Annotated in this window: 21 protein-coding genes; 15 read left to right on the top strand and 6 right to left on the bottom strand. The window is 61.2% G+C overall.

Going from position 1 to position 24,308, the window contains the following annotated elements; genetic code table 11:
* Positions 1 to 111 precede the first annotated feature (111 nt).
* Positions 112 to 768, bottom strand: coding sequence for a histidinol-phosphatase (locus AC1DKH_RS03230; protein ID WP_477797398.1), 657 nt, complete (start codon positions 766 to 768; stop codon positions 112 to 114).
* Between the two features lie 143 nt (positions 769 to 911).
* On the opposite strand from AC1DKH_RS03230, the gene AC1DKH_RS03225 reads away from it, so the two are divergent.
* Both AC1DKH_RS03225 and ptsP read left to right on the top strand, forming a co-directional pair.
* Complete coding sequence (locus AC1DKH_RS03225; protein ID WP_003229203.1) at positions 912 to 1,391, top strand: RNA pyrophosphohydrolase; 480 nt, start codon at positions 912 to 914, stop codon at positions 1,389 to 1,391.
* 22 nt (positions 1,392 to 1,413) lie between these two features.
* Positions 1,414 to 3,693, top strand: a complete 2,280-nt coding sequence (gene ptsP / locus AC1DKH_RS03220; protein WP_477754012.1) for a phosphoenolpyruvate--protein phosphotransferase — start codon at positions 1,414 to 1,416, stop codon at positions 3,691 to 3,693.
* Positions 3,694 to 3,822: 129 nt separating this feature from the next.
* On the opposite strand, the gene AC1DKH_RS03215 is transcribed toward ptsP, so the two are convergent.
* Positions 3,823 to 4,569, bottom strand: coding sequence for an NRDE family protein (locus AC1DKH_RS03215; protein WP_477797397.1), 747 nt, complete (start codon positions 4,567 to 4,569; stop codon positions 3,823 to 3,825).
* A gap of 134 nt (positions 4,570 to 4,703) precedes the next feature.
* On the opposite strand from AC1DKH_RS03215, the gene AC1DKH_RS03210 reads away from it, so the two are divergent.
* From AC1DKH_RS03210 to AC1DKH_RS03200, 3 genes are all read left to right on the top strand, one after another.
* Positions 4,704 to 5,486, top strand: a complete 783-nt coding sequence (locus AC1DKH_RS03210) for a sulfite exporter TauE/SafE family protein (protein ID WP_477797396.1) — start codon at positions 4,704 to 4,706, stop codon at positions 5,484 to 5,486.
* A gap of 98 nt (positions 5,487 to 5,584) precedes the next feature.
* Entirely contained in the window at positions 5,585 to 6,397 is an 813-nt protein-coding gene (lgt, locus tag AC1DKH_RS03205; protein ID WP_047534642.1) for a prolipoprotein diacylglyceryl transferase, read from the top strand.
* Positions 6,398 to 6,445: 48 nt separating this feature from the next.
* Positions 6,446 to 7,417, top strand: coding sequence for a thymidylate synthase (locus tag AC1DKH_RS03200; RefSeq protein WP_477797395.1), 972 nt, complete (start codon positions 6,446 to 6,448; stop codon positions 7,415 to 7,417).
* A 148-nt stretch (positions 7,418 to 7,565) separates the two neighbouring features.
* On the opposite strand, the gene cadR is transcribed toward AC1DKH_RS03200, so the two are convergent.
* Entirely contained in the window at positions 7,566 to 8,015 is a 450-nt protein-coding gene (cadR, locus tag AC1DKH_RS03195; RefSeq protein ID WP_477797394.1) for a Cd(II)/Pb(II)-responsive transcriptional regulator, read from the bottom strand.
* Positions 8,016 to 8,108: 93 nt separating this feature from the next.
* Here cadR and AC1DKH_RS03190 point away from each other — a divergent pair, with 93 nt between their 5' ends.
* The 7 genes from AC1DKH_RS03190 to AC1DKH_RS03160 all read left to right on the top strand — a co-directional run bounded on the left by AC1DKH_RS03190 (position 8,109) and on the right by AC1DKH_RS03160 (position 17,156).
* The gene (locus AC1DKH_RS03190) at positions 8,109 to 10,370 is read left to right on the top strand and encodes a heavy metal translocating P-type ATPase (RefSeq protein ID WP_477797393.1); all 2,262 of its coding nucleotides are present in this window, start codon (positions 8,109 to 8,111) and stop codon (positions 10,368 to 10,370) included.
* A gap of 16 nt (positions 10,371 to 10,386) precedes the next feature.
* Positions 10,387 to 11,250, top strand: a complete 864-nt coding sequence (locus AC1DKH_RS03185; RefSeq protein WP_477754017.1) for a LysR family transcriptional regulator — start codon at positions 10,387 to 10,389, stop codon at positions 11,248 to 11,250.
* Positions 11,251 to 11,471: 221 nt separating this feature from the next.
* Positions 11,472 to 12,548 carry a putative 2-aminoethylphosphonate ABC transporter ATP-binding protein gene (locus tag AC1DKH_RS03180; protein WP_477797392.1) on the top strand — a complete coding sequence of 359 codons (1,077 nt, stop codon included), beginning with the start codon at positions 11,472 to 11,474 and terminating at the stop codon, positions 12,546 to 12,548.
* Positions 12,548 to 14,272: a putative 2-aminoethylphosphonate ABC transporter permease subunit gene (locus tag AC1DKH_RS03175; RefSeq protein WP_477797391.1), complete on the top strand. Its 1,725-nt coding sequence runs from the start codon at positions 12,548 to 12,550 to the stop codon at positions 14,270 to 14,272. Before AC1DKH_RS03180 ends, AC1DKH_RS03175 begins: the two co-directional genes overlap by 1 nt.
* Before the next feature lie 39 nt (positions 14,273 to 14,311).
* Entirely contained in the window at positions 14,312 to 15,337 is a 1,026-nt protein-coding gene (locus tag AC1DKH_RS03170; protein WP_477797390.1) for a putative 2-aminoethylphosphonate ABC transporter substrate-binding protein, read from the top strand.
* A gap of 128 nt (positions 15,338 to 15,465) precedes the next feature.
* Positions 15,466 to 16,599, top strand: a complete 1,134-nt coding sequence (locus AC1DKH_RS03165) for a TIGR03364 family FAD-dependent oxidoreductase (protein ID WP_477797389.1) — start codon at positions 15,466 to 15,468, stop codon at positions 16,597 to 16,599.
* A complete protein-coding gene (locus AC1DKH_RS03160) occupies positions 16,599 to 17,156 on the top strand; it encodes a phosphonate degradation HD-domain oxygenase (RefSeq protein WP_477797388.1) in 558 nt (185 codons plus the stop codon). Before AC1DKH_RS03165 ends, AC1DKH_RS03160 begins: the two co-directional genes overlap by 1 nt.
* A gap of 133 nt (positions 17,157 to 17,289) precedes the next feature.
* Here the strand turns inward: AC1DKH_RS03160 and AC1DKH_RS03155 are convergent, their stop codons facing one another.
* Both AC1DKH_RS03155 and AC1DKH_RS03150 read right to left on the bottom strand, forming a co-directional pair.
* Positions 17,290 to 18,666, bottom strand: a complete 1,377-nt coding sequence (locus tag AC1DKH_RS03155; RefSeq protein WP_477797387.1) for a GTPase/DUF3482 domain-containing protein — start codon at positions 18,664 to 18,666, stop codon at positions 17,290 to 17,292.
* Positions 18,659 to 20,029 (bottom strand): DUF2868 domain-containing protein, encoded by a 1,371-nt coding sequence (locus AC1DKH_RS03150; protein WP_477797386.1) that lies wholly within the window; start codon positions 20,027 to 20,029, stop codon positions 18,659 to 18,661. The genes AC1DKH_RS03155 and AC1DKH_RS03150 overlap by 8 nt, the downstream gene beginning before the upstream one ends.
* An 85-nt stretch (positions 20,030 to 20,114) precedes the next feature.
* Between AC1DKH_RS03150 and AC1DKH_RS03145 the strand changes: the two genes are divergently transcribed.
* The gene (locus AC1DKH_RS03145; protein WP_477762955.1) at positions 20,115 to 20,627 is read left to right on the top strand and encodes a dihydrofolate reductase; all 513 of its coding nucleotides are present in this window, start codon (positions 20,115 to 20,117) and stop codon (positions 20,625 to 20,627) included.
* A gap of 113 nt (positions 20,628 to 20,740) precedes the next feature.
* On the opposite strand, the gene AC1DKH_RS03140 is transcribed toward AC1DKH_RS03145, so the two are convergent.
* Positions 20,741 to 22,132 (bottom strand): L-cystine transporter, encoded by a 1,392-nt coding sequence (locus AC1DKH_RS03140; protein WP_477797385.1) that lies wholly within the window; start codon positions 22,130 to 22,132, stop codon positions 20,741 to 20,743.
* A gap of 255 nt (positions 22,133 to 22,387) precedes the next feature.
* On the opposite strand from AC1DKH_RS03140, the gene AC1DKH_RS03135 reads away from it, so the two are divergent.
* Entirely contained in the window at positions 22,388 to 23,443 is a 1,056-nt protein-coding gene (locus AC1DKH_RS03135) for an HAD family hydrolase (RefSeq protein ID WP_477797384.1), read from the top strand.
* Positions 23,444 to 23,996: 553 nt separating this feature from the next.
* Entirely contained in the window at positions 23,997 to 24,284 is a 288-nt protein-coding gene (locus AC1DKH_RS03130; protein WP_477797383.1) for a DUF6124 family protein, read from the top strand.
* Positions 24,285 to 24,308 lie beyond the last annotated feature (24 nt).

Genomic DNA, 24,308 nt, shown 5'->3' with positions numbered 1-24,308 from the left:
CCGAGTCGCCCCGATCGCGAGCAAGCTCGCTCCCACAGGTTTTTGTGGAGTTCACAAAATTTGTGTTCGACATAGATCCCTGTGGGAGCGAGCTTGCTCGCGATAGCGGTTTCAGCCGCGCAGACTGATTACCGGCCAACCCCGCTTCTCGGCCTCGGCCCGCAAGTTCGGATCAGGATCAACCGCCACCGGATGGGTCACCTGCTCCAGCAACGGAAAATCATTCATCGAGTCGCTATAGAAGTAGCTGTCTTCCAGCGTATACCCGGTTTCCTCCAGCCAGCGATTCAAGCGCGTCACCTTGCCTTCGCGGAAGCACGGCACATCAATGCTGCGCCCGGTGTAGCGGCCGTCGACCATCTCGCACTCGGTGGCGATCAGGGTTTCGACGCCCAGGCGCACGGCAATCGGCCCGGTGACGAAGCGATTGGTGGCAGTGATGATCACCAGTTTGTCGCCGTCTGCGCGGTGTTTGGCCAAAAGGTCGATGGCCTTGGGCAGCACGATCGGTTCGATGCAGTCACGCATGTAATCGCTGTGCCACTGATCCAGCGTGGCCATTTCGGTGCGGCCGAGAACTTCCAGGCAGAAGTTCAGGTAAGCGGCATTATCGAGTTTGCCGGCCAGGTAATCCTGGTAGAACGCATCGTTGCGAGCCTTGTAGGCGACGGCGTCGAGAAAGCCGCGCTCGCACAGGTAATCGCCCCAAGCGTGATCGCTGTCACCGCCCAGAAGGGTGTTGTCCAAATCGAATAAAGCCAGGCGCATTGCAGTTACCCGCTGAAAAGTCAGTAAAAAGGCGACAAGAATACGGTCTTTTCACAAGAGTGCACATAAGGTAGGAACCTTCGTTGCCGCCTTCACAACCTTTGTGGAACAATGCGGCGACATGCGTTTGCGAGGTTGTTGCCGTGATCGACCCCGATGGTTTTCGCCCCAATGTCGGGATCATTCTGACGAATGACGCCGGCCAGGTGCTATGGGCTCGCCGAATCAATCAAGATGCCTGGCAATTTCCGCAGGGGGGAATCAACCCCGAAGAGACACCGGAAGACGCCTTGTACCGCGAGCTGAACGAAGAAGTGGGCCTTGAGCGCGAAGATGTTGAAATTCTTGCCTGCACCCGGGGCTGGTTGCGCTATCGTTTGCCGCAACGTCTGGTGCGTACCCACAGCCAACCGCTGTGCATCGGCCAGAAACAGAAATGGTTTCTCCTGCGCCTGATCTCCAACGAGCAGCGGGTGCGGATGGATTTGACCGGTAAACCGGAATTCGATGGCTGGCGCTGGGTCAGCTATTGGTATCCGTTGGGCCAGGTGGTGACATTCAAGCGCGAGGTGTATCGACGCGCTCTCAAAGAGCTTGCCCCGCGCCTTTTAGCGCGCGACTGACGACGGAGTTCGACCCCGAGCCATGCTCAATACGCTGCGCAAGATCGTCCAGGAAGTTAACTCCGCCAAGGATCTCAAGGCGGCGTTGGGGATTATTGTGTTGCGCGTCAAAGAGGCCATGGGCAGCCAGGTCTGCTCGGTCTACCTGCTTGACCCCGAGACCAACCGCTTCGTGCTGATGGCCACCGAGGGCTTGAACAAGCGCTCGATCGGTAAAGTCAGCATGGCACCCAACGAAGGTCTGGTTGGCCTGGTCGGTACGCGCGAAGAACCCCTGAACCTCGAAAACGCTGCGGATCACCCGCGCTACCGATACTTCGCCGAGACCGGTGAAGAGCGTTTCGCCTCATTCCTCGGGGCACCGATCATTCACCACCGCCGCGTTGTCGGCGTGTTGGTCATCCAGCAAAAAGAACGTCGCCAGTTCGATGAAGGTGAAGAAGCTTTCCTCGTGACCATGAGCGCGCAGCTCGCTGGCGTTATCGCCCACGCCGAGGCCACCGGTTCGATCCGCGGCCTGGGCCGTCAGGGTAAAGGCATCCAGGAGGCCAAGTTCATCGGCGTTCCGGGTTCGCCGGGTGCGGCAGTCGGTACGGCGGTGGTCATGCTGCCGCCCGCCGATCTGGACGTGGTGCCGGACAAGAACATCACCGACATCGACGCCGAACTCGGTTTGTTCAAGACCGCCATCGAAGGCGTGCGCGCCGACATGCGCACCTTGTCCGCCAAGCTTGCCACGCAGTTGCGTCCGGAAGAGCGGGCCTTGTTCGACGTCTACCTGATGATGCTCGACGATGCCGCGCTGGGCAGCGAAGTCACCACCGTGATCAAGACCGGACAGTGGGCCCAGGGCGCTTTGCGCCAGGTGGTCACCGATCACGTCAACCGTTTCGAATTGATGGACGACGCCTACCTGCGCGAGCGGGCCTCGGACGTCAAGGACCTTGGTCGGCGATTGCTGGCTTACTTGCAGGAAGAGCGTCAGCAAACCCTGGTCTACCCCGACAACACCATTCTGGTCAGCGAAGAACTGACGCCGGCGATGCTCGGCGAGGTGCCGGAGGGCAAGCTGGTCGGCCTGGTGTCGGTGCTCGGCTCAGGCAACTCCCACGTCGCCATCCTCGCCCGCGCCATGGGTATTCCGACCGTGATGGGCCTGGTCGACCTGCCGTACTCCAAGGTCGACGGCATCCAGATGATCGTCGATGGCTACCACGGCGAGGTCTACACCAACCCGAGTGAAGTGCTGCGCAAGCAGTTCGCCGAGGTGGTCGAGGAAGAGAAACAACTGGCCCTGGGGCTGGATGCGCTGCGCGATCTGCCGTGCGTGACGGTCGATGGCCACCGCATGCCGCTGTGGGTCAACACCGGTTTGCTGGCGGATGTGGCGCGGGCGCAGAAGCGCGGTGCCGAAGGCGTGGGCCTGTACCGCACCGAAGTGCCGTTCATGATCAACCAGCGTTTCCCGAGCGAAAAGGAACAACTGGCGATCTACCGCGAGCAGCTCGCCGCGTTTCATCCGCAACCGGTGACCATGCGCACCCTGGACATCGGTGGCGACAAGTCACTGTCATACTTCCCGATCAAGGAAGACAATCCGTTCCTCGGCTGGCGCGGCATTCGCGTCACCCTCGACCACCCGGAAATTTTCCTGGTGCAGACCCGCGCCATGCTCAAGGCCAGCGAAGGCCTGAACAACCTGCGCATCCTGCTGCCGATGATCTCCGGCACTCACGAGCTGGAAGAAGCCTTGCATCTGATCCACCGCGCCTGGGGCGAAGTCCGCGACGAAGGCTGCGACGTGCCGATGCCGCCGATTGGCGTGATGATCGAAATTCCGGCAGCGGTGTATCAGACCAAGGAGCTGGCTCGGCAAGTGGACTTCCTTTCGGTCGGTTCCAACGACCTGACCCAGTACTTGCTGGCCGTGGACCGCAACAATCCGCGGGTGGCCGATCTTTACGACTACTTGCACCCGGCAGTGCTTCAGGCGCTGCAGAACGTGGTGCGTGATGCCCATACCGAAGGCAAGCCGGTGAGCATCTGCGGCGAAATGGCCGGTGACCCAGCGGCGGCCGTGCTGTTGATGGCGATGGGCTTCGACAGCCTGTCGATGAACGCCACCAACTTGCCGAAAGTGAAGTGGATGCTGCGCCAGATCAACCTGAGCAAGGCCAAGGAATTGCTGGCGGAACTAATGACCATCGACAACCCGCAAGTGATTCACAGCTCGTTACAGCTGGCGCTGAAGAACCTCGGGTTGGCGCGGATGATCAATCCGGCGGCGATCAAGCCCCTCTGAAAGGCTGATGACCCCATCGCGAGCAAGCTCGCTCCCACAGGATCTCTGGCGTTCACAAAATTTGTGTTCACTGGATATCCTTGTGGGAGCGAGCTTGCTCGCGATGGGGCCAGTCCAGACAGCACACAACTACAGCCTGATCTCCACTTCCCCAAGATGCCCGCCATACGGCCCGAAACTGCGCTCGACCATATGCCGCGCCCCATCCGCCTGCACAATCAACGCCGTACTCGCCCGCGTTCCATAACTCTGACTGACAATGAACACGCTCGACAGTAACGTCTCGGTGGCCAGCCCTACGCCGGTATCTGGCAACTCGGCAAGCGGTGCGGTCTGCGCATCGCTCAATAACGCCAACAGCGCCTGAGGCTGCGGATCATCCAGCACCTCGCTCAACGCCGCCTTGGCTTTGAGCAGTTTCGGCCACGGTGTATCCAGCCCGGCATTGGATAACCCGTAGACCCCCGGGGCCAGCATCACCGCTTCCGACTCCAGTTGATTGAAGTGCCAGAGCTCATTGGTATTGCCGAGCAGCAGGTTAAAGCCACCATATTCCAGCGAACGGTCGACAACGTCGGCTAAATAGTCGTCAATTGGCATTTCCCCTGTGAGAAAACGCGCCACCAGCTCCCCACGAGACTTGCGCCCCGGCGGTCGATGGGGATCGCGAATATTGGTCAGCGCCGCAAAACGTCCCTGGGCACCGACACCGAGCCAGGTGCCACCGGCCTCGAGGTCGCGCCCCGCATGTACGTGCGGCGCTTCGGGCCATGGCGCCAGAGGCAGGCTGGGGCGGGCGTAGAACTCATCGCGATTGGCCGCCACGACCAGCGGTTGGGCATGACCCGGGCGCCAGGCAAAGACAATCAGGCACATAAGGCTGTCCTTGTGTGTTTTTTGCTCACTGTACGCAGACATCGCTCATCGATCCATCGCCTTGCACAGTGGAGCTCGAGGCCATGCATCCGTTACCATGCCGCTCCGGTTTTGGGGATACGGGCGGGACGACAATGGAATTTCTGCTCTATCTGGCGCTCGGCGCCTGTGCAGGTGTGCTCGCCGGGCTGTTTGGCGTGGGCGGCGGGATCATCATCGTCCCGGTGCTGGTGTTCAGCTTCAAGGCCCAAGGGTTCAATCCGTCGATCCTCACGCATCTGGCAGTGGGTACCTCCCTGGCGACGATCATCTTTACTTCGGTCAACGCGGTACGCGAGCATCACCGCCGTGGTGCCGTACGTTGGCCGATCTTCATGTGGATGACCGTCGGCATTCTGATCGGTGCCGGGTTCGGCGCGCTGACGGCGGAAGCGATTTCCGGTCCCAATCTGCAGAAACTCATTGGTGTATTTGCCCTGGTGATCGCCGCTCAGCTGGCGCTGGACGTTAAACCCAAGGCCAGCCGAACCGTGCCGGGCAAACTCGGTCTGACCGTGGCCGGCAGCGTGATTGGCTGGGCTTCGGCGATTTTCGGCATTGGCGGCGGTTCGTTGACCGTGCCATTCCTGACCTGGCGCAGCGTGCCGATGCAGCAAGCCGTGGCCACTTCATCGGCCTGCGGTCTGCCGATTGCCCTGGCCAGTGCATTGAGTTTCATGATTCTGGGCTGGCACGATCCGTTGCTCCCGGCCCATAGTCTCGGTTTCATTTATTTGCCGGCGTTGCTGGGCATTGCCCTGACCAGCATGGTGTTCGCCCGATTGGGCGCGCGACTGGCCCACAGGTTGTCGCCGAAGTTGCTGAAACGGCTGTTTGCCGCTTTGCTGTTCTGCGTCGGTCTGAACTTTCTAGTCTGAAGCATCTGCTCTGACGGGCAGCGCAATCCTGGCTTAATCCTGAGGTGGCAGCGTCGCCCGGGAATTTTTAAGATTTGAATCTCTAACGAGGAGTCGCAATGCTGCCTTACCCGCAGATCGACCCGGTGGCCCTGGCCATCGGTCCGCTGAAAATCCACTGGTACGGTCTGATGTACCTGATCGGCATCGGCGGCGCCTGGCTGCTGGCGTCCCGCCGGTTGAACCGCTTCGACCCGACCTGGACCAAGGAGAAACTCTCCGACATGGTGTTCTGGATGTCGATGGGGGTGATCGTCGGCGGGCGACTGGGTTACGTGCTGTTCTACGATCTGAGCGCTTACCTGGCCAACCCGACGCTGATTTTCGAAGTGTGGAAGGGCGGCATGTCGTTCCACGGCGGTTTCATCGGTGTGATGCTGGCGGCGTTGTGGTTCGGTAAAAAGAACAACAAGTCGTTCTTCCAGCTGATGGATTTCGTTGCGCCGATGGTGCCGATTGGCCTGGGTGCCGGTCGTATCGGCAACTTTATCAATGCCGAGCTGTGGGGCAAGCCGACCGACGTGCCGTGGGCAATGATCTTCCCGCCGTTCAGCGACCCGGCGCAGCTGCCGCGTCACCCGTCGCAGCTGTACCAGTTCGCCCTCGAGGGCGTGGCACTGTTCCTGATCCTCTGGCTGTTCTCGCGCAAGCCACGTCCGACCATGGCGGTATCGGGGATGTTCGCGCTGTTCTATGGCATCTTCCGCTTCATCGTCGAGTTCGTCCGCGTACCGGACGCCCAGCTGGGCTATCTGGCCTGGAACTGGCTGACCATGGGCCAGGTGCTGTGCGTGCCGATGATCGTCGGCGGGCTGTTCCTGATCTGGCTGGCCTATCACCGCGCCCCGGCGACTCCAGCGGCAGCCGTATAAAATCGAACCCCGGGGCTTGAGTCCTGGGTTCAAGGACACAGGTAATTCATGAAGCAATATCTCGAACTGGTCGCCCACGTCATCAAGAACGGCACCAAGCAGGCCAACCGTACCGGCGTGAACACCATCAGTTTTCCCGGTGCGATGCTGCGTTATGACCTGCAGGAAGGTTTTCCGGCGATCACCACGCGCAAGATGGCGTTCAAATCGGCCATCGGCGAAATGTGCGGATTCCTGCGTGGCGTGAACAACGCTGCCGAATTCCGCGCATTGGGCTGCAAGGTCTGGGACCAGAACGCCAACGAAAACGCCCAGTGGCTGGCCAACCCGTTCCGCCAGGGCGAAGACGACCTCGGCGAAATCTACGGCGTGCAATGGCGCAAATGGCCGGCGTACAAGCAGATCCCGGTCAGCAACCCGGCTGCCATCGAGCAGACCCTGAAGCAAGGCTACCGCCAGATTGCCGAAGGCGAGGAGGACGGCCAGGCCTACGTGGTGCTGTACAAGGCCATCGACCAGGTCCGCCAGTGCGTCGATACCATCATCAAGGACCCGGGCAGCCGTCGCATCCTCTTCCACGGCTGGAACTGCGCCCAGCTCGATGAAATGGCCCTGCCACCGTGCCACCTGCTGTATCAGTTCCACCCGAATGTCGAGACCAGGGAGATTTCCTTGACCCTCTACATCCGCTCCAACGACCTGGGCCTGGGCACGCCGTTCAACCTCACCGAAGGTGCTGCTCTGCTGAGCCTGATCGGTCGCCTGACGGGCTACACGCCGCGCTGGTTCACCTATTTCATCGGTGATGCCCACGTCTACGAAAACCACCTGGACATGCTCAACGAACAGCTCAAGCGCGAGCCGTTCCCGATGCCGAAACTGGTGATTTCCGAGCGTGTGCCGGAGTTTGCCAAGACTGGTGAGTATCAGCCGCAATGGCTGGAGCTGGTGGAACCGAGCGATTTCTCGCTGGAAGGCTACGAGCACCACGCGCCGATGACCGCGCCGATGGCGGTCTGAAATACGACGCGGACCCCTGTAGGAGCGAGCTTGCTCGCGATGGACGTGAACGATGACGCGTACTGTCTGGAAGGGTGCGTCGAGTTCGAATTCATCGTCGGATCGCCGCCCGGAGCAAGCTCGCTCCTACAAGGGGTATGTGGTGTGCTTAGTGGCCGTGACTACGGCCAACATGGGAATGCTCAACCTCCGTCACCACCACCCCGCCGCTCACTTCCAGCCGCTGCAAAATCCCGCATTGATCGATACCCGGTCCCTCGTCGCAGCGTTGGCGCAGCTCGAGCAGTTGTGTCTGCAAGGCCAGCAAGCCGTCGATCCGCGCCCTGACGTGGTGGATGTGCTCGTCGATCAGTGCGTTGACGCTTTCGCACTGGTCTTGCGGGCTGTCGCGAAACGCCAGCAGGCTGCGGATTTCTTCAAGCGTCATGTCGAGGGTGCGACAGTTACGGATGAAGGTCAGGCGCTCGGCGTGGGCCTGGGTGTAGACGCGATAATTGCCGTCACTGCGGGCTGGTTCCGGCAGCAGGTACTCGCGCTCGTAGTAGCGGATCGTTTCCACGGCGCAGTCCGTGAGTTTCGCCAATTCTCCAATTTTCATGACAACAATCTCCAAAACTCCAGAATGGGTGCTTGACCCTATAGTGGCTACAGGGTCTTTACTTGGCAACAGGCACTCTTATGGACGTAACCAATGAGCGATTCCCTGCACTCCCACAAACCCGGGGCTGAACACGAGCACAGCCACAAGCTCAAGCCCGTGCAAAAACATGGGCACGGCGGTCACGACGACTCCTGCTGCTCATCTAAAGCGGCAGCGCCTGCGCTGGTAAAACTGAGCGAATCGCCGACGATTGGCGCTAGGCTGAGTAGTTTCCGTATCGAGGCAATGGACTGTCCGACCGAACAGACGCTGATCCAAAATAAGCTAAGCAAACTGACCGGGGTACAGCAGCTGGAGTTCAATCTGATTAATCGGGTGCTTGGTGTGACCCACGATTTGCCCGGTATCGAGCCGATCGTCGAGGCCATCAAGTCCTTGGGCATGCAGGCCGAGCCGATGGACCAGGGGGCTGAAACCCCGACCCCGGCGCCCCGGCAAAAGCCGTGGTGGCCCTTGGCGCTGTCCGGTGTTGGTGCATTGCTGGCAGAAGTTATCCACTTCACCAGTTCCGCCCCGAACTGGGTGGTGGCGGTCATCGCGCTGGTCTCGATTCTCAGTGGCGGCCTTGGTACTTACAAAAAAGGCTGGATCGCCCTTAAAAACCGCAACCTGAACATCAACGCCCTGATGAGCATTGCCGTGACCGGCGCGGTTCTGATCGGCCAGTGGCCGGAAGCGGCGATGGTGATGTTCCTGTTCACTGTGGCCGAGTTGATCGAAGCCAGGTCCCTCGACCGTGCGCGTAACGCCATCGGCGGCCTGATGCAGATGACACCGGACACGGCGACGGTGTTGCAGGCTGACGGGGGCTGGCTTGAGCAGGGTGTAAAAACCATTGGGCTTGGCGCGCGGGTACGGGTCCGTCCCGGTGAGCGTATCGGCCTGGACGGCGAAGTGCTGTCCGGTCGCTCGACCATCGACCAGGCGCCAATCACCGGTGAAAGCCTGCCGGTGGAAAAAACCGTCGGCGACAAAGTCTTCGCCGGCACCATCAATCAGGCCGGATCCCTGGAATATGAAGTAACCGCTGCGGCTGACAACTCGACCCTGGCGCGCATTATCCACGCCGTCGAGCAGGCTCAGGGCGCGCGGGCGCCGACCCAGCGTTTCGTCGACAGCTTCTCGAAAATCTACACCCCGGCAGTGTTCATCCTGGCCTTGGCCGTGGCGGTGATCCCGCCAATGTTCATGGGCGCGTTGTGGTTCGACTGGATCTACCGGGCGCTGGTGCTGCTGGTGGTGGCCTGCCCCTGTGCGCTGGTGATTTCCACGCCGGTGACCATCGTCAGTGGCCTCGCGGCGGCGGCGCGCAAAGGCATCCTGGTCAAGGGCGGCGTCTATCTGGAAGGCGGTTACAAGCTCGACTACCTGGCCCTGGACAAGACCGGCACCATCACCCACGGCAAACCGGTGCAGACCGATTACCTGTCGCTGGATCCGACCGCCGACGATTCGGCGCCTGCCATTGCCGCCGCGCTGGCCAGGCGCTCGGATCACCCGGTTTCCCAGGCCATTGCCAAAGCGGCTGTGGATAACCAAACCGCGACGCTGATTGTGGATAACTTCGAAGCGCTGGGCGGGCGCGGTGTGCGCGGCGAAATCAACGGCCAGCTCTACCATTTGGGCAACCATCGACTGGTGGAGGATCTGGGGCTGTGCTCGCCGGCGCTGGAAGAGAAACTGTTCGCCCTTGAAAAACAGGGCAAGTCGGTGGTGCTGCTGCTTGATCAGTCCGGGCCATTGGCGCTGTTCGCCGTCGCCGATACGGTAAAAGCGTCCAGCCGCGAAGCCATCCGGCAACTGCATGACCTGGGCATCAAAACCCTGATGCTCACGGGTGATAACGTCCACACCGCGCAAGCCATTGCCGCGCAAGTCGGCATCGACGAGGCCAAGGGCGACCTGTTGCCAGGCGACAAATTGCAGGCTGTCGAGGCTCTTTATGCCCAAGGGCATCGGGTCGGCATGGTCGGCGACGGCATCAACGACGCGCCTGCACTGGCGCGTTCCGAGATCGGTTTCGCCATGGCCGCCGCTGGCACCGATACCGCGATCGAGACCGCCGATGTCGCCCTGATGGACGACGATCTGCGAAAAATTCCGGCATTCATTGGCCTGTCGCGGCAGACATCAAGCATCCTCAAGCAGAACATCGCCCTGGCTTTGGTCATCAAGGCGATCTTTCTTGGGGTAACCTTCGCCGGGCTCGCTACCATGTGGATGGCAGTGTTCGCCGACATGGGCGTGAGTTTGCTGGTGGTGTTCAACGGTTTGCGCCTGCTGCGCAAGTAAAGGATGAGGGACGGTTGTGCTGAGTGCGGAGCTGAAGGCGTTTTACATGGTGGCCCGCCTGGGCAGCATTACCCAGGCTGCAAAAAAGCTTGGCCTGAGCCAGCCGACGGTGACGACGCAGATCCGCAACCTCGAAAGCCAGTATTCGGTCGAGCTGTTCTACCGTGGTGGCCGACGTCTCAGTGTCAGCGAGGAGGGCGCGCGGCTGCTGCCGATGGTCAAGGTGCTGATGCAGCAGGAAGCCGACATCGAGTTTTTCCTGCGTAACTGCGGCCAGGTCCAGGGCACATTGCGCATTGCTGCCACGGCGCCGTATTACATCCTCGACCTGGTAAAAACATTCCGCGAACGTCTGCCGCAAGTGGAGGTGTCGGTGGAAATCGGCAACTCCCAACAGGTGCTTGAAGCGCTGGAGGATTATCGGGTCGATGTCGCGGCATCGTCGCAGTTACTCGATGACGCACGGCTGATTCGCCGGGTGCTCGGCAGCGATCCGCTGGTGTTGGCCGTGCATCGAAATCATCCGCTGGCGGTTCACGATCACGTTTCGCTCAGTGCATTGGCCGGGCATACCCTACTGATGCGCGAACCGGGTTCGACCACCCGTCGCCTGACCGAAGAGTTGCTGGCCAGTGCTGGCGTATGTTTTGGGCCGCTGCTGGAAATCGGCAGCCGCGAATCGATCCGCGAAGCGGTACTGCGCAACATCGGTATCAGCATCATTGCCCGCCAGGAAGTGCCCCATGATCCGCAGCTGCGGGTGCTGACCATCGAGAATGCGCCGCAGATTCCCGAATACCTGTACTGCCTCAAGGAGCGCAAAAACGCGCGACTGCCGGCGGCGTTTCTGGGGTTGGCGCAGGAAATGGCCCCGGTCTGAGATCTTTGGCGGCTGTTCAGGCCTCATCGCTGGCAAGCCAGCTCCTACAGGGGAATGCGAAACCTTGTAGGAGCTGGCTTGCCAGCGAAGGCGTCAGTCCTGACAACACAGCACCTGAACCAAAATCCTTGAATACCACTATCGGCGGTTTTTGCCTTACTGCCACATGACGGACTCATTACAACTCTAGGATGGCCCCATCTGCCAGATGAGGTCCGTCCATGAACAACCCGATCGCAACTGCCTTGACCAACCCCGGCGCACCGATGAAAGTGCGCGGCGTACAGAAACGCTTTGGCGCCTTCACCGCGCTGGACAACGTTTCCCTCGACGTGGCAGCCGGTGAACTGGTGTGTCTGCTGGGGCCGTCGGGCTGTGGCAAAACCACCTTGCTGCGCTGCATCGCCGGTCTGGAGAAGCAGGACAGCGGCGAGTTGTACCTGGGTGATCGCGACGTTTCCCACCTGGCACCCCAGGCGCGGGACTACGGCATTCTGTTCCAGTCCTATGCCTTGTTCCCCAACCTCACCGTCGAAGCGAACATTGCCTATGGCCTCGCCGGCAGCGGTCGCGACGAAGTGCGCCGTCGTGTCGGTCAGATGCTGGAACTGGTCGGCCTGACCGGTAGCGAGAAAAAATACCCGGGCCAGTTGTCCGGCGGGCAGCAGCAACGTGTGGCGCTGGCCCGCGCCCTGGCGCCTGCGCCTTCGTTGTTGTTACTGGACGAACCGATGTCGGCCCTCGATGCCCGGGTGCGCGAGCATCTGTGCACCGAACTGCGCCAACTGCAACGCAACCTCGGCATCACCACCCTGATGGTTACCCATAATCAGGACGAGGCCATGCTGATGGCCGACCGCATCGCCGTGATGAACAACGGCAAGGTCGAGCAGTACGCCACGCCGCAGGAAATCTACAACCGCCCGGCCACGCCGTTCGTGGCGGAGTTCGTCGGCCAGGGCAACTGGTTGCCGTTCCAGCGCAGCAGCGACAGCCACGCCCAGGTCGGCGGGATGAGCATGCGTCTGGCCGATGGCGGCGCCAAGACCGCGTCGGGCCGATTGTTCTGCCGTCCGGAAGCGATCAACGTCAACCCGCTGGTGCATGAGGAAAACCTGTTCCCGGCCAAGGTTCGTGAAATCACCTTCCTCGGCAACCGCTGCCGCATGAGCTTCGAGCTCGATCAATTGCCGGGCCACGCACTGTTGGCGGAGCTGGCGCCGGAAGCCATGCCGCGCCTTGGCGCCCAACAGATCATGGTCGCCTTGCCACCGCGCAGCCTGCAGGTGTTTACCTGATGAGCGCGAACATCGCGCTGCCGCTGCCGCAAAAGCAGGTGCGGCAAACCACTCGCGCCGAGGTCGGTGACCGGTTGTTCGTGGTCGGCGGCAAAGTCCTCATGCTGGTGTTGTTGGGCGTCGCCGTATTGATGCCGTTGCTGGCGATCTTCTGGCGCGGTTTCAGCACCGAGGCCGGGCAGGGCGGTGGCTGGGTCGCCGCGAAAGAGCTGGTGACCAGCGAGAACTTCCACTGGCTCCTGGGCAATAGCCTGAAAGTTTCCCTCAGCGTCGCGGCCATCGTCGTACCGCTGGCCTACCTGTTTGCCTACGCCCTGCAACGCACCTTGATTCCGGCTAAAGGCATCTGGCGTGGCATTTCGCTGCTGCCATTGATGGCGCCATCAATGCTGCCCGGCATCGCGTTGGTTTATCTGTTCGGCAATCAGGGCATGTTGCGCGGCCTGCTTTCGGACAACATCTACGGCTTCTGGGGCATTGTGCTCGGCGAGGTCATCTACACCTTCCCGCACGCCTTGATGATTCTTCTGTCGGCCCTGTCCCTGGCCGATGCGCGACTGTTCGACGCCGCCTCCAGCATGGGCGCCAGCCCGGCCAAAGCCTTCCGCAGCATCACCTGGCCGGCGACCCGTCAGGCCGTGTTCGCCGCGTTCTGTCTGGTGTTCACCCTGACCATCACTGACTTCGGTGTACCGGTGGTGGTCGGTGGCGACTATCAAGTGTTGGCGCTGGAGGCCTACAAGGCGGTGGTCGGCCAGCAACAGTTCGGTCGCGGGGCGTTGATCGGCATGGTGTTGCTGCTGCCGGCGCTGTTCAGCTTCGGCGTCGATGCCTGGTTGCGTCGTCGTCACGGCGACTCCATGAACGGTCGCGCCCAAGTGTTCAAACCCGCGCCGTCGAAGCTGCGCGACAGCTGCTACCTGGCCATCGTGTTGCTGATCTGCGCCGCGCTGCTGCTGGTGTTCAGCATGGCGGTGTTCTCCTCGCTGGTGAAGTTCTGGCCGTACAACCTGTCGCTGTCGCTCAACTACTATCAGTTCAACGAAACCGCCGGCGGTGGCTGGCTGGCCTACGGCAACAGCCTGAAGATGGCCTTGGGCACGGCGCTGATCGGCAGCCTGCTGATCTTCACCGGTGCGTACCTGATGGAAAAAACCAGGGGCCAGCGCGGCCTGAACCTGACCTTGCGCATGCTCAGTTTCGTGCCGATGGCGGTGCCGGGCCTGGTGTTGGGATTGGGTTACGTCTTCTTCTTCAACCTCACCGGCAACCCGCTGCATGTGCTGTACGGGACCATGACCCTGCTGATCGTCTGCACCATTGCTCACTATTTGACCACCGCGCAAATGACCGCCACCACCGCGCTGCGTCAGCTCGACGCCGAGTTCGAAGCCGCCGCGCTGTCGCTCAAGGCGCCGCTGTACCGCCATTACCTGCGGGTCACCGTGCCGATCTGCCTGCCGGCGCTGCTGGACATCGTGCGTTACCTGTTCGTCTCGGCCATGACCACCGTGTCGGCGGCGATCTTTCTCTACAGCCCCGACACCATCCTCGCGGCGGTGGCGGTGCTGAACATGGACGACGCCGGCAACGTCGGCGGCGCGGCAGCGATGTCGACCCTGATCCTGATTACCTCGGCGGGCGTGTCCCTGCTGCTGGCCTGGGCCTCGCGCGGTTTGCTGCGCCGCTCCCAGGCCTGGCGGCAGACCGCGCCCGGTCATTGAATCTGCACAACCCCTCAACTCAAAAAACAGGAAAAGATCATGTTCAAGCCTATGGCCCTGGCCGCTGCTGTCCTCACCGCTTTCAGCCTGAACGCCTTTGCGGCGAAAACCGAGTTGACGGTGTACACCGCCCTCGAAGCCGAACAACTGAAGACCTACAAAGAAGCTTTCGAAAAGGCCAACCCGGACGTCGACATCAAATGGGTGCGTGATTCCACCGGCATTATCACCGCCAAACTGCTGGCCGAAAAAGCTCGTCCGCAGGCTGACGCCGTGTGGGGGCTGGCTGCTTCCAGCCTGGCGATCCTCGATCAGCAAGGCATGCTGCAAAGCTACGCACCGAAAGACCTGGGAAAGATCGGCGCCAACTACCGCGACGCGGCCAACCCACCAGCCTGGGTCGGCATGGACGTCTGGGCTGCGACCATCTGCTTCAACACTGTCGAAGCCGAGAAGCAGGGGCTGACCAAGCCAGTGAGCTGGCAGGACCTGACCAAGCCTGAGTACAAGGGCAAGATCGTCATGCCGAACCCGGCATCGTCCGGCACCGGATTCCTCGATGTCAGCGCCTGGCTGCAGACCTTCGGCGAGAAACAGGGCTGGGCGTACATGGACGGCCTGCACCAGAACATCGGCCAGTACGTTCACTCCGGTTCCAAGCCTTGCAAGCTTGCAGCTGCTGGCGAATTCCCGATCGGTATTTCCTTCGAGTACCCGGCTGTTCAACTGAAGCGCCAGGGCGCACCGCTGGACATCATCCTGCCGAAGGAAGGCCTGGGTTGGGAGATCGAAGCGACTGCCGTGATCAAGGGCACTGCCCACGAAGAAGCGGCGAAGAAACTGGCTGACTTCTCCGCCAGCCCTGAGGCAATGGAGCTCTATAAAGAAAACTTCGCCGTGCTCGCCCAGCCTGGCATCGCCAAGCCACAGACCGAACTGCCAGCCGACTACGAACAGCGCCTGATCAAGAACGACTTCGCCTGGGCTTCGAAGAACCGCGACGAAATCCTGAGCGAATGGCGCAAGCGCTATGACGGCAAGTCCGAGAAAGTGGCGGCCAAGTAAGATCGTTATCGGCTGAAAGGGCCTCATCGCGAGCAAGCTCGCTCCCACAGGGGATGTGCGTCGATCACAAAACCAATGTGGGAGCGAGCTTGCTCGCGATGGCGGTCTCGAATTCAGGACAAAACTCCATGACACAACACAACGACATGCTGATCGTCGGCGCCGGCATCCTGGGTTTGTCCCACGCGTATGCCGCCGCCAAACGCGGTCTCAAGGTCACGGTTTTCGAGCGCAGCGAAACGCCCCTCGGCGCTTCGGTGCGTAACTTCGGCCAGGCACTGGTCACCGGCCAACCGCCGGGGCCGATGCTGGAACTGGCTCGCGCCAGTCGCGGTATCTGGGGCGATTGGGCGCAGCTCGCCGGCCTGCAACTCAAGCGCAATGGCTCGTACCTGTTCGCCCGCACCGAGGCGGAAGAGCAACTGCTGGAAGCCTTCTGCGAGGGCCGCGCCGTCGAACACGGTTACCGCGTCGACCTGTTGCGCGGCGCTGCGCTGCGCGATTTGTACGGCGGTCAGTTTCGCCATCACCGCGCTGCATTGCATGGCATGGACGATCAGCAACTGTATTCCCGCGAAGCGATTCCGGCGCTGATCGACTTCCTGCGCCGCGACCTGGGTGTCGAGTTTCATTTCTCCACCCTGGTGCACGATATCGAGCCGGGTCGCCTGCACAGCACCGCCGGCAGCTTCAGTGCCGAGCAGATCATCGTCTGCTCCGGCCACGATTATCAGACGTTGCTGGCCGAACAGATCGCCGAACTCGAGCCGCAAATCTGCCGCCTGCAAATGCTCCGCGCCCGCCCGCGAATCAACCTCAACCTGCAACACGCGTTGCTCACCGGTTTGAGTTGCGTGCACTACGGCGCCTTCGCCGACTTGCCGGAGGCTGCGGCGGTGCAGGCAGAAATCCTGCAGTACGCGCCGCATCTGCACGAAAACGGCATCCACCTGCTGATCAGCCCGACGCCCTATGGCGAGTTGATCATTGGCGATTCGCACCATTACGGCAGCGATCCGTCGCCCTTCAATGCCGAGCAGGTCGACGACTGGATGATCGAGCTGGCCGAGCAGACTCTGGGCTGCAAGGTGCAAGTGGTCGAACGCTGGCAGGGGGTCTATGGTTCACGGGGGCCGGGACCGTTCTCGTTCCTGCGCCCGGCAGAAGGTCTGAGCGTGGCGTTGATGCACAGGGGTGTCGGCATGAGCGTCGGGCCGGCAATGGCCGAACGCAATGTGGCCAAGGTATTGGGAGAAATCTGATGGAGCGCAATGAACAGGTGATTGCCGAGGTGTTCAGTTTGTACGAGCGCTTTGGCGACAGCGACTACATCGGCGAGCCGGTGTCGCAGATCGAGCACATGTCCCAGGCGGCGCAATTGGCCATGGCCGAAGGCTTCGACGATGAAGTGGTGCTGGCGGCGTTCTTTCATGACATCGGACATATCTGCGCCGAAAGCGCGGAGAACATGGGCGGCTTCGGTGTGGTCAGCCATGAGCGCCTCGGCGCCGACTACCTGCGCCGCGCAGGTTTCAGCGAGCGCATGGCGCGACTGGTGGAATACCACGTGCAGGCCAAGCGTTATCTGACGCTGAAAGAGCCGGGGTACTACGAGTGCCTGAGCGAAGCCAGCCGCCGCACCCTGGAATATCAGGGCGGAGTGATGACGGCAAAAGAGGCTGAGGCGTTCGAGCAGGACCCGCTGTGTGCCGTGAGTTTGCGCATGCGTCAGTGGGATGAAATGGCGAAAGAGAGGCATGTGCCGGTGATTGATCTGGCGGTGTTGAAGGGCAAAGCGGTGCGGTTGTTGGTGGCGTAAAGCCTGTGATACCGAGTTGCTGCCATCGCGAGCAGGCTCACTCCCACACTGGATCTGTGGTCGACACAAATCCCCTGTAGGAGCGAGCCTGCTCGCGATGGCGTCAGTTCAAACAACACAAATGTTCAGGTGACTACAGCTGCTGTGCCAGAACCTCGATCTGCTCCTGCCGCTCCGCCTGATTCAATTTGGGATGAGGATTGAGCGACGACCACTGCGGATGCGCCCGCGCCTTGTTCAGCGCTTCGGGCAGTTTGCCTTCGCGCCAGGTTTTATCTTGTGGCGTGGCGACCTGAATACTGTCCATCGCTGCGTGCCCACGGGCATTGAGTGCTTGCAGCAATTGCCGCTGGCGCAGAGCCAACAGGCGCAGCACGTTGTCATCCACCGTCAGTTCGCGCTGGCCCTTGAGCTTGCCGAGCAAGCGACTGCCATAACTGCGGGCGGTTTGCAGGGCGCCGCCGGCAATCGCTCCGGCCAATGCCGCTGCGCCTAGCGTGATGCCACCGACCAGCAAATCGACCCCGGCCCCGGCAGCCGCGCCGGCAGCGATTCCGCCACCAACCCGCACGCCCAGTTGTTTCAGGGTTTCCGGGTTGAACAAATCGTCGCCCCACCGGCCGTCGAGCAGCGGCAAATCACTGGCGGCGGCATCTTTTGGGCGGAAGGCGTAGAGCTTGAGCAGGGCCTCGACACAATGCTGCTCACGCTGGCGTACGGCTTTGCGCAGTTCGCTGATGGCTTGCTGTTCCTGCTCGGCTTCACTGACCACGCTGCGTCGGCAGGCCGCGCAATCGATCAATAATTCGGCAATCAACCGCGCCGCACTTTGCTGGCGAGCCAGACGCTGGGCTTGCTGATCGGAAATCAGGCGTTCGAGTTGCGGCCGTGCAGACTCCAGCAGCAGGGCGAGACTTTCATAGAGTCGACGCTCGCCATCCTCCGGCGGCGCGACGCTGTCAAAGCGCACCAAGGCATGCAAGCCCAGCCGCGCCAGCGCTTCCCGCCATGCCGGCTCGCGGTGGTTGGCGCTGCTGACGAAATTCAACACCGGCAGCAGCGGTTTACCGCAGCTGGCGAGCACTTCGAGTTCGTCGCGATACTTGGCCAGCACCGGCTCCCGGGCGTCGATCACGTAGAGCCCGGCGTCCGACGCCAGCAACTGGCGCAGCACCTTGGCCTCCTGTTCGAAGCGTTGCCGGGCTTCGCTGCCATCGAGGAAGCGCGCCAGGCGTGCCGGGCCGTCGAGGCGTTCGCCGGGACGCTCCAGGCGTTCGAGGTAATCGAGCAGGGCGATGGCGTCTTCCAGACCGGGGGTGTCATAGAGGTCGAGCAGCGGCTCGCCGTCCACCGACAACCGTGCGCCTTCGACGTGCCGTGTAGTGCTGGGGCGATGGGACACTTCACCGAAGCCGACGTCGCGAGTCAGGGTACGCAGCAACGAGGTTTTGCCGACATTGGTGTGGCCGACCACGGCGAGTTTCAGAGGCTGTTTCCAGGTGTCAGTCATGACCTGTCTCCAGCCAGTTCATCGGTGCACAATCGGCAAACGGCAGCTCAAGCTGTTGCAGCGCCACGTGCCAGTCGCCCAGGCGTTCGGCGTCCAGCGCTTCACCGGGGGGCGCCTGCAACAACCACACGCGGGTGGCGCTGGCGCTGCGGGCCAGTTCGGCAATCAAGGCCAGACTGCCGCGATCCGGCGAGCGCCGTGGATCGCACGCGATGGCCAGGCGCGCCGGGGGGAAACGGCTCAATTGTTCGAGGAGTTTGTGTCGCGATTCGCGGCTGTCGAGGATGCCGGCGTTGCTCACGTTTTTCGGCAATTGCGGTGGCCACGGGCGGTCGTCGTCCAGCTCGATGGCGACCAATAGAGCACCATCACTTTGTTGTTCGCTGACGCCGCCTTCCACGCGATGCAGTTGCGCCGGTGCCGCATCGCTGACGCCGAGGCGCTCGCTGGTGGGCATCAAGCGCTCGCGCAGTTGTGCGTAACCGGGCAGGTTCAAATCCAGACGTAGCGCCGTTTGCCCCGTTTTCCAGCGCCACAGGCAAAACAGCGCCAGCAGCAGGCGCGGCACAACGCCGTAGACCAGCAAGATGCCGACCAGCCACGCGGCCCAGGCCTGACGGGCACTTTCGATGTTCAGTGCGGCATCGCCACTGGCGCGGATCATTTCCTCGGTCGGCACGCTGAAGCCGAGCAGAGCCGGTAGCACGCCAAACGTCTGAGTGACGGCGATAAAGGTATCGGCACTGAGGATCGTGGTTTCCCAGACGAAGCCGTAGCGCCGGGTCGCCATCAGCGTCAGCAGAATGACCAGGGCGCTGAGCATCGCCAGCAACCACAGTCCGTTGACCAGCACCCCGATAGCCCAGCGATTGAGTTTCTGGCGTTGCAGCAACAAGAGCAGGGCCGGTGCCAGTTGTGCGGCTTTGGCGTCACGCGCAAGTTTTTCACTTAGCCACAGCCACAGGCGTCCGAGGCTGGCGCCGTGTTCGCCGGCGAACACCAGTCCCAGGGCCCAGCTCAGCAGCAGGATCAGATTGAGCCCGAGCAGGCTGCCCAAGGCCCAGAACACATTCACCGGGTGCAGGCCGTCGCCCATTGCAGCAAAGGCCAGGCCGGCGCCGCTGATCACCGCCAGCACCGCCATTACCATCAGCGCCAGTCGCGCGCCTTGCAGCCAGTGTTTGAGAGCATCGCTCAAGCCATCGCGCTCGGCCAGCCACAGGGCCCGGCGTTGAATGCGCGACGGCAAATCGCCGCCGGCGCTGCGGGCCAGCCGGTTGGCTTCAAGGTCTTCCAGGGGGCCTGCGTGTTCTTCGCGCAGCCGGATGGTTTCTGTCAGCCAGAGGGTATTGAGTTCAGTCACGCGGCATCCCGTCGCTTAATTGAGCTGTGAGCATAACCGCTGTGGCGCTTATCGGCGAAAGCGAGGCTCTGGTATCCTCGCGGGCATGACTAAATCACTCCCCCTCAGCCTGATCGCAGCCCTCGGTGAAAACCGTGTGATCGGCGTCGACAACAGCATGCCCTGGCACTTGCCGGGGGACTTCAAATATTTCAAGGCCACCACGCTCGGCAAGCCGATCATCATGGGCCGCAAGACCTGGGACTCCCTCGGTCGTCCGTTGCCGGGCCGCTTGAACATTGTGGTCAGCCGTCAGGTGGATCTGGTGCTGGAAGGCGCGGAGGTTTATCCGTCGCTGGAAGCTGCCGTCGTTCGCGCAGAAGCATGGGCGAAGGAACAAGGCGTTGATGAGTTGATGCTGATTGGTGGTGCGCAGTTGTATGCGCAAGGGCTGGCGCAGGCTGATCGGTTGTACCTGACCCGCGTGGCACTGAGCCCGGAAGGGGACGCTTGGTTTCCGGAGTTTGATTTGAACCAGTGGAAACTGGTGTCGAATGTGCCGAACCCGGCGGTGGACGACAAGCCGGCGTACAGCTTTGAGGTTTGGGAAAAAGCTTGAAAGCTTCGCTGGCAAGCCAGCTCCTACAAGGTTCGTGTCGTACGCAATTTTCACGATCGACACACAAACTGTAGGAGCTGGCTTGCCAGCGAAAGCGGTCTATCAGACGCCGATCAAACGTGCGCCAACGCCGAATGCTCATCCGCATCCAACAGCGCTTTATCGGTCTGCTGCATCACCTGGCTGGCAATCGCCCCCGCCGTCATCGAACCACTGACGTTCAACGCCGTACGCCCCATATCAATCAGCGGCTCGACCGAAATCAGCAACGCCACCAGTGACACCGGCAAACCCATCGCCGGTAGCACGATCAACGCCGCAAACGTCGCACCGCCACCCACTCCGGCCACACCGGCCGAACTCAGCGTGACAATCGCCACCAGCGTTGCGATCCACAGCGGGTCCAGCGGGTTGATGCCCACAGTCGGCGCTACCATCACCGCCAACATCGCCGGGTACAGGCCGGCACAACCGTTCTGGCCAATGGTTGCGCCAAACGAAGCGGCGAAACTGGCGATGGACTGCGGAATGCCCAGACGACTGGTCTGCGCCTCGATGCTCAACGGAATCGTCGCAGCGCTGGAGCGGCTGGTGAAGGCAAACGTCAGCACCGGCCAGATCTTGCGGAAGAAACGCAGCGGGTTGATCCCGGCGGCCGACACCAGCACGCCATGCACCACAAACATCAGACCGAGGCCGATGTAAGAAACCACGACAAAACTGCCGAGCTTGATGATGTCTTGCAGGTTCGAGCCGGCGACCACTTTGGTCATCAGCGCCAATACGCCGTACGGGGTCAGCTTCATCACCAGGCGCACCAGTCGCATGACCCAGGCTTGCAGGGTGTCGATGGCGTTGATCACCTTCTGACCTTTCTCGACATCATCCTTGAGCAACTGCAGGGCCGCGACACCCAGGAACGCAGCGAATATCACCACGCTGATGATCGACGTCGGCTTGGCCCGCGCCAGATCGGCGAACGGGTTTTGCGGAATGAACGACAGCAGCAATTGCGGCACATTCAGGTCGGCGACCTTGCCGGCGTAATCGGTCTGGATGGTTTGCAGGCGCGCCATTTCCTGGGTGCCGGCCACCAGGCCTTCGGCGGTCAGGCCGAACAGGTTGGTCAGGCCGATGCCGATCAAGGCCGCGATGGCCGTGGTGAACAGCAGCGTGCCGATGGTCAGGAAGCTGATCTTGCCCAGAGACGAAGCATTGTGCAGACGGGCCACGGCGCTGAGGATCGAGGCGAACACCAGCGGGATCACGATCATTTGCAGTAGCTGCACATAACCGTTGCCCACCAGATCGAACCAGCCGATCGAGGTTTTCAGCACCGGGTTGCCGGCACCGTAGGCAGTGTGCAACGCCACACCGAACGCCACGCCCAGCACCAGCGCGAGCAGGACTTTTTTCGCCAGGCTCCATGTGGTGTGGCGGGTTTGCGCCAGGCCGAAGAGCAGGGCGAAGAACACCAGCAGATTGAGAATCAGCGGCAGATTCATGAGAGCTCCGAGTGAGACTTGTGCCAGCTACCATCCGGGGCAGCTGCGAACCGGCAAGCCTAACAGCTTGAAAACTAATGAATTAATATCAAAAACGCATGGTTTCCGTCGTTTTTGGAATAAGCGGATGTCGCTGTCAGAAATGCAACTGGCGCGAAAGGGACGCGGGCGGTCGCTGACAGACGAGGACTGTCACACTTATTTGTTAGCGTCGATGTCTTTCATTCAGGGTCTTTTTATAAGGGAAGCATGCCAATGAAGTTCGCACCGAAATTGCTGGCAGCAGCACTTTGCCTGGGCCTCGCCGGCCAGGTACTTGCAACGGATCTGAAACACTGGCCCGCCGATCAGGCCAAGGCGCTGGACGCCATGATCGCCGCCAACGCCAACAAGGGTAACTACGCGGTGTTCGACATGGACAACACCAGTTACCGCTACGACCTCGAAGAGTCGTTGCTGCCATTCATGGAGAACAAGGGCCTGATCACCCGCGACAAGCTCGATCCCTCCCTGAAACTGATGCCGTTCAAGGACACCGCCGACCACAAGGAAAGCCTGTTCAGCTACTACTACCGCCTCTGCGAAGTCGACGACATGGTCTGCTATCCATGGGTCGCCCAAGTGTTCTCCGGCTTCACGCTCAAGGAACTCAAGGGCTATGTCGACGAGATGATGTCGTCCGGCAAACCAGTGCCGGCCACGTATTACGAAGGCGACGTGGTCAAGAAACTCGACGTCAACCCGCCGAAAATCTTCACCGGCCAGCAAGAGCTGTACAACAAACTGATGGAGAACGGCATCGAGGTCTACGTGATGACCGCCGCCTCCGAAGAACTGGTGCGCATGGTCGCGGCCGATCCCAAGTACGGCTACAACGTCAAACCGCAGAACGTGATCGGCGTGTCGCTGCTGCTCAAGGACCCGAAGACTGGCGAGCTGACCACCGCGCGCAAGCAGGTCACCGCCGGCAAATATGACGAGAAGGCCAACCTCGGCCTGGAACTGACCCCGTACCTGTGGACCCCGGCAACCTGGATGGCCGGCAAGCAGGCGGCAATCCTGACCTACATCGACGAGTGGAAAAAACCGGTGCTGGTTGGCGGCGATACCCCGAGCAGCGACGGTTACATGCTATTCCACAGCGTTGACGTGGCCAAAGGCGGCATCCACCTGTGGGTCAACCGCAAGGACAAGTACATGACCCAGATCAACGGCATGATGGCCAAGAACGCCGCGGCCCAGGCCAAGGAAGGGTTGACGGTGACTGCGGACAAGAACTGGGTGATCGTCAAGCCTGAAGAAATCCAGTAAGACCAGGCTTTAGATTCTCTGTAGGAGCGAGCTTGCGATGGTCGTTAAACGATAACGCGGGCTTTCTGATTTAGCGCGGTGTCTTTGCGTTCATCGCGAGCAAGCTCGCTCCTACAAGATTCTACGGTCCAACATAAATCGTAGGCATACCCACAATCCCTGTGGGAGCGAGCCTGCTCGCGATGAGGTCAGTCGGTGCAATGAAAGCCTCTGTTTGATCGACATCTCCTGAGAGTCGCAACCTACGCATTCTTGCGTAAGGGACTACGACTACGCCAGAATCCGCCGGCTTGTGCGCCTTGCTCCCGGGCTCTACCGTCTACTTGTCGCTGAACATCAGCGATCGGGTTTGGTAGCCCGGCTGTGTAGGGTGCAAAGCATCATGATTTGCAGGCGTTCTTACGTCTCTGCATTTTATGGTGGTCATGCACAGGGCGCTTTCGGGCGCGCCGGTTTCCTTACACCCCGGTCTACCAACCTGCGCATGGCCGCCACCCTTCGTTTGGTAGCGAGGGTGATGGCTCCTTGTCTTAATGTGTAGGGAGTTTTATCTATGCTCAAAATTACCCCCGATCCCCCAAATACCGACAACCTCTGCGCCCACATCAACGCCACCCCGCGCAAACCCAGCCGAACATTCGTCATCGCCCCCGGCCTCGACACCGAAACCCTGTTGGCCCACGCCTGCGAATCCCTCGCCTCGGCCAATGTGATGGCCAGCGATTTCGCCGGCCTGCTGGAAGGCTCGCAACGCAGCACGATGCTGGGGATTGCGCAGGTGATCATGTTGGGCGAGCTGGCGGTGAATCAGGCGTTGGATAACCTCGACCCGCAGGAATAGCGCGGACAAAAAATGCCCCGCGAG

This window comes from Pseudomonas sp. 05L36 (assembly GCF_056398125.1).
This window is presented reverse-complemented; position numbering and strand designations above follow the sequence as displayed.